Below are 11,848 nucleotides of genomic sequence, written 5' to 3'. Positions count from 1 at the left end.
CGTGGACAAGAAGAACGCTATGCGCGCCGGTGCCGTCGCGGCCGGAACGACGCTGATGATGCTGCTCATGTCGTCCCCCGCGCTCGCGCTCACCCGCGACGACGGTGACGACCCGGGACCCGGCCTGAGCGCGATGGAGACCATCGGCCTCTACGTCGTGGCACCCATCGTGCTGTTCCTGGTCATCACGGGCCTGGTCATGGTCCTCGACAAGTCCAGGAAGCAGGCCTAGGACCCGCAGGTCCGGGCCGTCTCGGACGCCGACGGACCGCCCCGTACGGCGGCCCGGCGGCCGGACCCGGCACCCCCGCTCCTCCGTGTGCGCCGCGGGTACTCGTACCGCGCGGCGCACACGCGTGTCCGGAACACGGTGCGGACCCCGGCCGATCGGGCGCGGTGCCGCCCGTGGGGCGCCGGGTAGGTTTCGGCCATGACCGAGTGGGACCTCAAGAAGCTCCGCATCCTGCGCACCCTGCGCGACCGGGGCACGGTCACCGCCACCGCGGAGGCCCTGCTGATGACCCCGTCCGCGGTCTCGCAGCAACTGTCCAACCTGTCCAGGCAGCTCGGCGTACCGCTCCTGGAGGCCCGGGGCCGACGGGTCCGCCTCACCGACGCCGCCCACCTCGTCCTGCGCCACACCGAGGCCGTCTTCGCCCAACTGGAGCGCGCCGATGCCGAACTGACCGGCTATCTGCGCGGTGAGGCCGGCGAGGTGCGGATCGCGGCGTTCTCCACGGCGGTGCCCGCCCTCGTCGTCCCCGCCGTCCGGCGGCTGCGCGCCGAGGACCGCCCGGGGCCCGGCGTCCGGGTGCGGGAGGCGGAGGCCGCGCAGGCGTACGAGCTCCTGGCCGCGGGCGAGGTGGACCTCGCGCTGTCCCTCGCCGCGCACGCCCCGACCGCCCGCGACCCCCGGTTCACCGTGCTGCCCCTGCTCGCGGACCGCCTGGACGTGGCGCTGCCCGCGGACCACCGCCTCGCCGCCGCGCCCGCCCTCCGCCTGGCGGACCTCTCCGGCGACCCGTGGATCTTCGGCGGCTCGGGCCCCTGGTCGCAGATCACGACCGCCGCGTGCGAGGCCGCCGGATTCGTGCCCGAACAGGCGCACAGCGCCTCCGGCTGGACGGCGATCCTGGCCATGGTCGAGGCGGGCATGGGCGTCGCGCTGGTCCCGCGCATGGCCTCGGCGCAGCGGTGCGTCCGGGACGGTGTGGTGATGCGCGCGCTCGACGCCGACCAGCCGCGCCGCCACGTGGCGGCGGCTGTGCGGCACGGCGCCGAACGGGGCCCCGGGGTGGCCCGGGTCCTGGCGGCGCTCACCGCGGCGGCCGAATCGTTCACTTCAACTGAATAGACGATGCAAAAACATTCGATGGACCTGATGGTTCGTTCGCCGCGACAGTGGGGGCATGACCTTCGACCAGGATGAGAACCACCACGACGATCCCCACGCCAACGACGCGGCCCCGTACGGCGGCGGCGACCCGTACGCCGACTACCGCACCACGGACCTCCCCTTCACCGAGCTCGTCGACCTCGCCGACCGCCGTCTCGGCGCGGGCGTGATCGCCGCCAACGACGAGTTCTTCGCCCAGCGGGAGAACCTCCTGCTCCGGGAGCGCGCGGTCTTCGACCCCGAGCGCTTCGGCCACAAGGGCAAGATCATGGACGGCTGGGAGACCCGCCGCAGGCGCGGCGCCGACGCCGACCACCCCTTCCCCGCCCCGGACGAGCACGACTGGGCCCTGATCCGGCTCGGCGCCCCCGGCATCATCCGCGGCATCGTCGTCGACACCGCCCACTTCCGCGGCAACTACCCGCAGCGCGTGTCGATCCAGGCGACCTCGGTCGAGGGCACCCCCGGCCCCGAGGAACTCCTCGCCGACGACGTGAAGTGGGAGGAGATCGTCCCGCCGACCCCCGTGCGCGGCCACGCCGCCAACGGCTTCGAGATCACCGGCGGACGCCGCTACACCCACGTACGGCTGTGCCAGCACCCCGACGGCGGCATCGCCCGCCTCCGCGTCCACGGCGAGGTCGTCCCCGATCCGTCCTGGCTCGCCGCGCTCGGCACGTTCGACCTGATCTCGGTCCTGAACGGCGGCAGCTACGAGGACGCGTCGGACCGCTTCTACTCCTCGCCGACCCAGATCATCCTGCCCGGCACCTCGCGCAAGATGGACGACGGCTGGGAGAACCGGCGCCGCCGGGTCCGCGACACCAACGACTGGGTCCGCTTCCGCCTCCCCGCCCAGGGAGCGGTCCGCGCGGTCGAGATCGACACGGCCTACCTCAAGGGCAACTCGGCCGGCTGGATCGCCCTCCAGGGCCGCAACGGCGAGACCGGCGAGTGGTTCGAGATCATCCCCCGCACCCGGCTCCAGCCCGACGCGCTGCACCGCTTCCCGCTCCGGGCCCGGGCGGTGGTCACCCACGTCCGGCTCGACGCCTTCCCGGACGGCGGCGTCGCCCGGATGCGCCTGCACGGCAGCCTGACGGAGACGGGCGCGGCCGAACTGACCCGCCGGCACGAGGAGTCGAGCGCCTGACCCGGCTCCGTGCCCCCCGCTCCCGCCCGTCGGACGGCTGCGCGACGGCGCCCGTCCGACGGGCGGGTCTCCACCCCGGCGGCACCCGGCCGGGTTCCACGGGGGAGTGACCGGCCGGGTGCCCCGGACCGTGCGGTGCCCCGGACCGGCGAGCGGTCCGGGGCGGGTGGCCGACCGGCCGACGGTCGTTACGCCGTGGCCGCCGCCGCGTCCGCCGCCCGGGCCCGGAGCGCGCGCTCCACGCCCGAACGGGACTCCGACATCAGCCGGTGCAGGGCAGCGCTCGGCTCGGCCGAGGACAGCCAGGCGTCCGTGGCGTCCAGGGTGTCCTGCGCGACCTGGAAGGACGGGTAGAGCCCGATCGCGATCTGCTGCGCCATCTCATGGCTGCGCGAGTCCCAGACGCCCTTGACCGACGCGAAGAACTTCTCCGTGTACGGGGCCAGCAGTTCGCGCTGGTCGGACTGGACGAAACCGGCGATGACCGCCTCCTGGAGGGAGTTCGGCAGCTTGTCGGACTCGATGATCGAGGCCCACGCCTCCGCCTTCGCCTCCTCGGTGGGGCGGGCCGCACGGGCGGTCGCCGCGTGGCGCTCGCCCGCCGCCGTCCGGTCCCGCTCGTACTCGGCGGCGATCCCGTCCTCCTCCATGAGGCCGGTCGCGGCGAGCCGTTCGACGAACGCCCAGCGCAGCTCCGTGTCGACGGCCAGGCCCTCGATCGCCTCCCGGCCGTCCAGCAGCGCCTGCAGCAGATCCGTCTGCTGCGGGGTGCGGGCGGTCGCCGCGAAGGCACGGGCCCAGGCCAGCTGGTGGTCGCTGCCCGGCTCCGCCGCGCGCAGGTGCGCCAGCGTCGCCTCGGTCCACCGGCTCAGCCCGGCCTCGCGCCACTCCGGCGCCGCGTACAGGTCCAGCGCCAGCTTCACCTGACGGTGCAGCGACTGGACGACGCCGATGTCCGACTCCTTGCCGATCCCGGAGAGCACCAGTTCGAGGTAGTCCCGGGTCGCCAGCTCGCCGTCCCGGGTCATGTCCCAGGCGGAGGCCCAGCACAGGGCCCGGGGCAGGGACTCGGTGAAGTCGCCCAGGTGCTCGGTGACGACGCGCAGCGACTCCTCGTCGAGCCGGACCTTCGCGTACGACAGGTCGTCGTCGTTGAGCAGGATCACGGCGGGGCGGGCGGTGCCGGCCGGGAACGGGACCTCGGTGCGCGGGCCGTCGACGTCCAGCTCGATCCGGTCCGTGCGGACCAGCTTGCCGGCGGCGTCGAGGTCGTAGCAGCCGATGGCGATGCGGTGCGGGCGCAGCGTCGGCTCGCCCTTGGCACCGGCGGGGAGGGCCGGGGCCTCCTGGAGGACCGCGAAGGACGTGACGTGACCGTTCCCGTCCGTCCCGATCTCCGGGCGCAGGATGTTGATGCCCGCGGTCTCCAGCCATGCCTTCGACCAGGTCTTCAGGTCGCGGCCGGAGGTCTCCTCCAGCGCGCCCAGCAGGTCCGAAAGCCGGGTGTTGCCGAAGGCGTGCGCCTTGAAGTACGCCTGGACGCCCTTGAAGAACTCCTCCATGCCGACGTACGCCACCAGCTGCTTCAGGACCGAGGCGCCCTTGGCGTACGTGATGCCGTCGAAGTTGACCAGCACGTCGTCCAGGTCACGGATGTCGGCCATGATCGGGTGCGTGGACGGCAGCTGGTCCTGGCGGTAGGCCCAGGTCTTCATGGAGTTGGCGAACGTGGTCCAGGAGTGCGGCCACTTCGAGCCCTCGGCGTACGCCTGGCAGGCGATCGAGGTGTACGTGGCGAACGACTCGTTCAGCCACAGGTCGTTCCACCACTCCATGGTGACGAGGTCGCCGAACCACATGTGGGCCAGCTCGTGCAGGATGGTCTCGGCCCGCGTCTCGTACGCCGCGTCCGTCACCTTCGACCGGAACACGTACTGGTCGCGGATGGTGACCGCGCCCGCGTTCTCCATCGCGCCCGCGTTGAACTCCGGGACGAAGAGCTGGTCGTACTTGGCGAACGGGTAGGCGTAGTCGAACTTCTCCTGGAACCAGTCGAAGCCCTGCCGCGTGACGTCGAAGACCGCGTCCGCGTCGAGGAACTCGGCCAGCGACGGACGGCAGTAGATGCCGAGCGGCACGGACTGGCCGTCCTTCTCGTAGCTGCTGTGCACCGAGTGGTACGGGCCGACGATCAGGGCCGTGATGTACGTCGAGATGCGCGGCGTGGGCTCGAAGGACCAGACGTCGTCCTTCGGCTCGGGCGTCGGCGAGTTCGAGATCACGGTCCAGCCGGACGGAGCCTTCACGGTGAACCGGAAGGTCGCCTTCAGGTCGGGCTGCTCGAAGCTCGCGAAGACCCGGCGGGCGTCCGGCACCTCGAACTGGGTGTAGAGGTACGCCTGCTGGTCGACCGGGTCGACGAAGCGGTGCAGGCCCTCGCCGGTGTTGGTGTACGCGCAGTCGGCGACGACCTTCAGCTCGTTGGAGCCCGCGACCAGGTGCGGGAGCGCGATGCGGGAGTCGCGGAACACGGCCGCGACGTCGAGCGACTTCCCGTTCAGCTCGACCTCGTGCACGGCGGGCGCGACCAGGTCGATGAACGTCTCCGCACCGGCTTCGGCGGAGTCGAAGCGCACGGTGGTCACGGACCGGTAGGTGCCGCCCTCCTGCGCTCCGGAGAGGTCGAGATCGATCTCGTACGCGTCCACGGTCAGCAGGCGCGCCCGCTCCTGTGCCTCTTCGCGGGTCAGATTCGTGCCAGGCACGCGGTCATCTCCTTGGTATGTGACGTTTTCGGTCATCCTTCCACGTCGCAGGCCCCGATGGAGTGGCCATACGGGTGCCACCGGCGGTAGCATCAATGGTATGAAGATCAGTGTGAGCCTGCCGCAGGAGGATGTCGCCTTCCTCGACGAGTACGCCACGAAGACCGACGCCGACTCCCGGTCCGCGGTGATCCACGCCGCGATCGAGCTGCTGCGCGCCGCCGGACTGGAGGCGGAGTACACGGAGGCGTTCGAGGAGTGGGACGCGAGCGAGGACGCCGAGCTCTGGGACCGCACGCTCGGGGACGGAATCGCGGATGCGTAGGGGGGACATCCACCTGATCGATCTGGAGCCGGCCAGGGGGAGCGAGGCCAACAAGGTCAGGCCGGCCGTGATCGTGTCCAACAACGCCGCCAACCAGTCGGTCGAGCTCAACGGCAGGGGCGTCGTCACCGTGGTGCCCCTGACGTCGAACACCGCCCGTGTCCTCACGTTCCAGGTCCTGCTCAGGGCCGACGAGTGCCGTCTGCCGAAGGACTCGAAGGCCCAGTGCGAGCAGGTCCGGGCCGTCACCCCGGAACGTGTGCTGAAGCGGATCGGCACCGTCCCCCGCCGGCGCATGGCCGAGATCGACGCCGCGCTGCGACGCCACCTCGCCCTCTGAGCGCACCCGGACGAACGCATGCGAAAGGGCGGCAACCGCACCCGGTGGCCGCCCTTCCACGCGTCCGGCGTCAGCCCTTCAGCTCCGCCGCGACCAGCTCCGCGATCTGCACCGCGTTCAGCGCGGCGCCCTTGCGCAGGTTGTCGTTGGAGACGAAGAGCGCGAGGCCGTTCTCGACGGTCTCGTCGACCCGGATGCGGCCGACGAACGAGGCGTCCTTGCCGGCCGCCTGGAGCGGGGTGGGGATCTCGGAGAGCTCGACGCCGGGGGCGTCCTTCAGCAGCTCGTGGGCGCGCTCCACCCCGATCGGGCGGGCGAAGCGGGCGTTGATCTGGAGGGAGTGGCCGGAGAAGACCGGCACCCGGACGCAGGTGCCGGACACCTTCAGCTCCGGGATCTCCAGGATCTTGCGGGACTCGTTGCGGAGCTTCTGCTCCTCGTCGGTCTCGAAGGAGCCGTCGTCGACGATCGAGCCGGCCAGCGGCAGCACGTTGAAGGCGATCGGACGCTTGTAGACGCCCGGCTCGGGGAACTTCACGGCCTCGCCGTCGTGGGTGAGCGCGTCGGCCTCGGCGGCGACCTCGGTCACCTGGCCGTGCAGCTCGGCGACGCCGGCCAGGCCGGAGCCGGACACGGCCTGGTAGGTGGCGACGACCAGCGACTGGAGGCCGGCCTCGTCGTGCAGCGGGCGCAGCACGGGCATGGCGGCCATCGTGGTGCAGTTCGGGTTGGCGATGATGCCCTTGGGACGGTTCGCGACGGCGTGCGGGTTGACCTCGGAGACCACCAGCGGGACCTCGGGGTCACGGCGCCAGGCGGAGGAGTTGTCGATCACCACGGCGCCCTGCGAGGCGACCTTCTCGGCGAGTGCCTTCGAGGTCGCGCCACCGGCCGAGAACAGCACGATGTCCAGACCGGTGTAGTCGGCCGCGGCGGCGTCCTCGACGGTGATCTCCCGGCCCTGCCACTCGATCGTGGAGCCCGCGGAGCGGGCGGAGGCGAAGAGCCGCAGTTCGTCGGCCGGGAACTCGCGCTCGGCCAGAATCCTGCGCATGACTGTGCCGACCTGACCGGTGGCGCCGACGATTCCGACCTTCACAGGGACTCCTTCGAACGTACGAACTGGCACGGTTGCCGCATCCATGATGCGTATGTCCACGGCTCCTTTGTCCAATCCATTGTCCGGGGTTCGGACAGCGACCGCCCGGCCGGGCGGACACGGCAGTGGGGCGGGAGCCCCGATGGGCGCCCGCCCCACTGCCGTGCGTGTCGCACGGATCACACGGTGACCGTTACGGCGTGACCTTCTCGATCACGACGCTGCCGGTGCCCGCGGCGGTGCCGCGGCCGTTCACCAGGCTGACCTCGCCGAAGAACTGCCGGCCCTCGGGGGCGGCCCCGCCGACCGAGACCTTGGCGTCGATCTGCGCCGAGGCGCCGTTGGCCAGGTTCACGGCCTTCGACTCGTCGACCTCGATCGTGCCGAGCGACGCCGAGTAGTACACGTCGCGGTAGTCGTACGTGGTGGTGCCGGCCGGGACGCTGTAGCCGTCGATCACGACGGTGTACGTGCCCGCGGCGGGCTTCACCAGGCTGACCGCCTCCTCGGAGCCGGCCGTGGTGGAGGCACCGACCTCCTCGTCGCCCTGGTAGACGTACAGGTCCAGGTCGGCGTTGGCGTCCGAGGTGCCGCCGATGGCGACGTCCAGCTTCTCGACGCCCTCACCGATGGTGACCGTGTACTCCTGGGCATCACCCGTCTTGATCGACGGCTTGTCGACCTTGGCCGAGCCCAGCGAACCGCCCTTCAGACGGCCCTCCAGGTCACCCGCTTCGTTGGTGACCTTCCAGTTCACTGCGGCCGGCGTGCCGACCTTCGCCTCGGCGATGGTCTGCACCGCGGGGTCGAAGGTCGCGCCGAGCAGCGAGACGTCCAGCTTGTACGGGTTGTCCAGCAGCGGCGACGTGCGCCGCGCCTCGACCTCGATCTCCCAGACGCCCGGCTGCGGGTCCTTGTACGAGCGCACGTCCGGACGGCAGGTGTTGGACGGGTTCTCGTAGTTCGGGTAGCAGTAGATCGTGGAGCTGTCCTCCACCTGCACGCCGTACGGGTGGATGGAGATGAAGCGGGTCTGGCTGCCCGAGCGCAGCGCGCCCAGCGAGACCTCGAGGGTCTTGGCGCCCTCCGGCACGGTCACGAAGTACGAGTCGCTGCTGTTGCGCTGCACCGAGCCGGACGACTTGAACGTGTAGGCGGGCTTCACGAGCTCCTTGGACACGACCACCGTGGTGAGGATCTGCTGGTCCACACCGGTGGTCCTGGAGTCGTCCACCTTCAGGATCGCGCTGTGCACGCCCGCGCTGCCCGGCTTCGCCTGGACCTTGACGGTCACCGGCTTGTCGAGCGGCAGGGAGACGGTCTTCGAGCCGAGCAGCTTGAAGGTGCCGTCGTTGTTCTTCCACGACAGCTTGTGCTTGACGTTCTTGTCCGGGCCCGTGGTGCGGGTGATCGTGACGTCGTACGTCTTCTTCTGACCGGTCTTCAGGCCGCCCTCGCGGTCGTACAGACCGGTGCCGAAGCCGGGGGTCTTCAGCGCGAAGTCGATCGCGGTGTCGACCGGGGCCTTCACCGTGTACTCGTGCGCCGGGGAGCCCTGCTTCACGATCTGCTTCCAGGCGCCGACGATGTCGATCAGACCGGAGCCCTGGGCGTGCGCGGGCACACCCTTGATGTGGGTGGCGGTGCTGGTCAGCGCGGTCCGCAGGTCGGCCGGCGGCAGCTCGATGCCCTGCTGCTTCGCGGCGGACAGCAGCAGCGCGGTCGCGCCCGCGGCCTGCGGCGAGGACATCGAGGTGCCCTGCAGCATGGAGTAGCCCGCGGGAAGCGAGTAGCCCGCCTCCTTGACCGGGCCGCCGGGCAGCCAGGTCTGGGTGGTGTTGATGGACGCGCCGGGGGCCGTCAGGATCGGCGCGAAGCCGCCGTCCTCACGCGGACCGCGCGAGGAGAAGGGCAGCATGTCGTACTTCTTGGTGACGTTCGAGCCGTAGTTGGCGGCCCACGTCTCCTTGGAGATCGACGCACCGACGGAGATGACGTGGTCGGCGAGACCGGGGTCACCGATGGTGTTGACGCCCGGACCGTCGTTGCCGGCCGAGATGACCAGCTGGACGCCGTAGATGTCGATGAGCCGCTTGTACAGCTCCGAGCGGGCGTTGTTGCCGTCGTTGAGCGGCGGCAGGCCGCCGATCGACATGTTGACGACGTCGACGCCGCGGTTCACGACGAGGTCGATCATGCCCTCGGTGAGCGCGATGTTGGTGCAGCCGCCGGACCAGGTGCAGGCGCGCGAGGAGACGATCTTCGCGCCGGGCGCGGCGCCGTTCATCTCGCCGCCGAACAGGCCGTTCGCGGCGGTGATGCCCGCGACGTGGGTGCCGTGCTCGCTCTCGATGACACCGATGTTGACGTAGTCGGAGGTGTCGCCGGCGGCGTTGTACACGACGTCCTGGCGCGTCTCGACGACGAACGGGATGCGCTCGGCGACGTCGGTCCGCGGGTCGTCCTTGCCGAAGTAGGAGACCTGGTGCTTCTCCTTGTACGGCTTGAGGACGGTGTCGTCGGAGAAGTCCGCGTTGCCGTTCAGGTCGACGCGGGTGGTGCCGGTGACCGGGTCGTAGAGCACGGCCCAGACGTCGGTGGTGTCGCCGTCGCGGTTCAGGTCGCCCGCCATGTCGCCGCCCTTGGTGGCGGCCTCGGCGAACAGCTTGATCCGGTAGTCCCCCTCGGGGGCCTTGTACGTGAGGCCCTTGTAGGTGAACGTCGGGCCGGACACCGCGTCCGTCATCCGCAGCCAGGTGCCGTCGCCGTCGCTCACCGGGTCGGTGGCGGTCACCCAGTCGACGATCTTGCGCTCGCCCGTGGTGGTCTTCTGCAGCGCCGGGTGGCCGAGGTCGACGCCCGAGTCGATGACACCGATGGTGATCCCGCGGCCGTCGGCCTTCGGGTGCTGCTCGACGAAGTCGACCGCGCCCGTCTCGAAGGACGGGTTGTACGGGTTCTTCGCCGGGGTCTTCTTGCCCGGCGCCGGGTAGGAACCGGTGGCCTTGACCCGGGACTTGGCACCGGCCGCGCGGTCGGCGGCGGGCGTCGGGTCGTCCAGCTTGATCTCCTGCTTGAGATCGATGCCGTGGACGGACGACAGCTTGGCCGCCGCCCGGATGGCCGCGTCGGCGGACGCGGTGGGCACGGTGGCCCGCACGTAGCCGAGCTTGTCGTACGCACGTCCCAGCACGGACCCCTTGACGGCGTCGAGCTGCTTGGTGACCTGCTCGGTCGCACCGGGCTTGGTGGCGACCATCATCGTGACGTTCTTCTCGCCCTTGGCCTTGGCCTTGGCCAGAACGTCGGCGTCCGCCGCGCCGAGCTTGTCGGCGGTGGCGCCCTCGGCGGCGGCCTTGACGGGGGCGGGGTCGGGTGCGTCGGCGGCGAAGACGGGGGTGACGCCGGTGGCGGCCAGCGCGGCCACCAGGCCGGCTGCGGCCGCCACTCGGGCCGCACGTCTCGCCCCGGGTATGTAACTGGGGGACTCGGTGGTCATCAGCATCCCTGCATAGAGAAGAGAGAGTCCGGAATTCGGTACCGGATGACCGCTCACCCTTTCGTAAATGACAGGGGTTTGTGGAGAGTTGAGGGTGGTGAGATGTGGACATGGCAGAATCCCGCCACTGGTGCCGATGTGCCATCAGGGACGAAGTGGTGGATAAGTGGTGCCCGTGGGTCGTGTTTCCGCCATGTACGGTTCCGCTCCCGGCCACCCGGGCGGGCTATCGGTGCGGCAGGACCACCACGCGCGCCGCCGGTTCCCGGTCGGCTGCCGCCATCAGTGCCGTGCGCACCACGGTCGCCTGCCGCTGCCCCGCGTCGCGGAGCCCCTCCGGCGCGAGGCGGACGACGGTGATCCCGAGCCGCTCCAGATGCTCCCGCTCGGCGGCGTGCGCGGCCCGTCGGGCCTCGCGTTCCGTCCGGCGTCGGCCGTCGGCGCCCGGCCCGCCGCGCCCCGGGGCACCGGCGACGAGTTCCACGGCGACCGCCCGCTCGGGCCAGTAGGCGTCCACGGCACCGAGGTCCGGACCGCCGGGCAGGCGGAGCCACACGTTCCACAGGGGCTGCGGCAGATCGTGGTCGATCGCCAAGTCGTAAAGTCGACTTTCGGCCATGGCTCGGTCCTCGGCGAGGAGCGCGTCCGCGGCCCGCGCCACGGGAGGACGGCCCAGCAGCCCGGCCCGGCCCAACTCGTCCACCGCGGCGCCCGGTTCGCAGTGTCCGCCGCGGACCGCCCCGACGAGCAGGCGGTGCACGGCCGCCGGGTCCCGGAGCCCGGCGACCGCGTCCGCGAGCGCCCGCTCCACGGGGGCGACGGGCAGACCGCGCACCCACCCGGGCGGCGGCGCGGCCGCGGAACGCACCGGGCGCACGTACCCGACCGGGCGCAGCCGCCGGGTGCGCGGCACCAGCACGTCGATCCCGGACCACTCCCCGGGCGGCGGCGCGACCGCGAACCCGTGCAGGGCGAGCGCGGCGAATCCGGTGACCACCGCCTCGCCGTACCCGGCCCCCGGGTCCCCGCCCGGCGCGCCCCGACGGCCGGGGGCCGGCGGCCGTCCGGCGTACAGCAGGGCGGCGCGCAGCCGTTCGTCGCCGGTGAGCGGCCGCCGGTGCAGGACGTACACACCGGGCAGGGTCCGCTGCCACGGCCCGTCGGCCCCGCACCGCGCGGCGGCCCGCGCGGGGGAGACCCCGCACGCCCTCAACTGCGCCCGGGACAGCACGCTCCGGCGGACGTCGCCGGTGGCGCGGGGGCGGCAGGGG

9 protein-coding genes are annotated in these 11,848 nt (G+C 71.6%); 5 read left to right on the top strand and 4 right to left on the bottom strand.

The annotated features are described in order from the left end of the window. Position 1: 1 nt before the first annotated feature. The 3 genes from EAO76_RS09580 (at position 2) to alc (ending at position 2,549) form a co-directional block, all read left to right on the top strand. Entirely contained in the window at positions 2-232 is a 231-nt protein-coding gene (locus tag EAO76_RS09580) for a hypothetical protein (protein ID WP_148835232.1), read from the top strand. A 198-nt stretch (positions 233-430) separates the two neighbouring features. Further along, positions 431-1,354 carry a LysR substrate-binding domain-containing protein gene (locus EAO76_RS09575; protein ID WP_148835230.1) on the top strand — a complete coding sequence of 308 codons (924 nt, stop codon included), beginning with the start codon at positions 431-433 and terminating at the stop codon, positions 1,352-1,354. 55 nt (positions 1,355-1,409) lie between these two features. Next, positions 1,410-2,549, top strand: coding sequence for an allantoicase (gene alc, locus EAO76_RS09570; protein WP_148835228.1), 1,140 nt, complete (start codon positions 1,410-1,412; stop codon positions 2,547-2,549). A gap of 188 nt (positions 2,550-2,737) precedes the next feature. On the opposite strand, the gene pepN is transcribed toward alc, so the two are convergent. After that, positions 2,738-5,314 (bottom strand): aminopeptidase N, encoded by a 2,577-nt coding sequence (gene pepN / locus EAO76_RS09565; RefSeq protein ID WP_148835226.1) that lies wholly within the window; start codon positions 5,312-5,314, stop codon positions 2,738-2,740. Between the two features lie 100 nt (positions 5,315-5,414). Between pepN and EAO76_RS09560 the strand changes: the two genes are divergently transcribed. Then, a complete protein-coding gene (locus EAO76_RS09560; RefSeq protein ID WP_148835224.1) occupies positions 5,415-5,639 on the top strand; it encodes a ribbon-helix-helix domain-containing protein in 225 nt (74 codons plus the stop codon). Further along, the gene (locus tag EAO76_RS09555; RefSeq protein ID WP_148835222.1) at positions 5,632-5,979 is read left to right on the top strand and encodes a type II toxin-antitoxin system PemK/MazF family toxin; all 348 of its coding nucleotides are present in this window, start codon (positions 5,632-5,634) and stop codon (positions 5,977-5,979) included. Before EAO76_RS09560 ends, EAO76_RS09555 begins: the two co-directional genes overlap by 8 nt. A gap of 70 nt (positions 5,980-6,049) precedes the next feature. Here the strand turns inward: EAO76_RS09555 and EAO76_RS09550 are convergent, their stop codons facing one another. From EAO76_RS09550 to EAO76_RS09540, 3 genes are all read right to left on the bottom strand, one after another. Then, complete coding sequence (locus EAO76_RS09550) at positions 6,050-7,078, bottom strand: aspartate-semialdehyde dehydrogenase (RefSeq protein WP_148835220.1); 1,029 nt, start codon at positions 7,076-7,078, stop codon at positions 6,050-6,052. A 193-nt stretch (positions 7,079-7,271) separates the two neighbouring features. Then, a complete protein-coding gene (locus EAO76_RS09545) occupies positions 7,272-10,583 on the bottom strand; it encodes a S8 family serine peptidase (RefSeq protein WP_187438514.1) in 3,312 nt (1,103 codons plus the stop codon). Between the two features lie 220 nt (positions 10,584-10,803). Continuing rightward, positions 10,804-11,848 (bottom strand): hypothetical protein (locus EAO76_RS09540; protein ID WP_399461754.1); only part of this gene is annotated, 1,045 nt, incomplete at its 5' end.

The organism is Streptomyces sp. sk2.1 (assembly GCF_008120935.1).
In the GTDB taxonomy this organism is placed as follows: domain Bacteria; phylum Actinomycetota; class Actinomycetes; order Streptomycetales; family Streptomycetaceae; genus Streptomyces.
Note: the sequence above shows the minus strand (reverse complement) of the source record. Positions and strands in the feature narration are given on the sequence as shown.

Bases quoted from the DNA above. Each gene is read 5' to 3' on its own strand.
- EAO76_RS09575 (WP_148835230.1), top strand. From the start codon at position 431: ATGACCGAGTGGGACCTCAAGAAGCTCCGCATCCTGCGCACCCTGCGC.
- alc (WP_148835228.1), top strand. From the start codon at position 1,410: ATGACCTTCGACCAGGATGAGAACCACCACGACGATCCCCACGCCAAC.
- EAO76_RS09560 (WP_148835224.1), top strand. From the start codon at position 5,415: ATGAAGATCAGTGTGAGCCTGCCGCAGGAGGATGTCGCCTTCCTCGAC.
- EAO76_RS09555 (WP_148835222.1), top strand. From the start codon at position 5,632: ATGCGTAGGGGGGACATCCACCTGATCGATCTGGAGCCGGCCAGGGGG.
- EAO76_RS09545 (WP_187438514.1), bottom strand. From the start codon at position 10,583: ATGCTGATGACCACCGAGTCCCCCAGTTACATACCCGGGGCGAGACGT.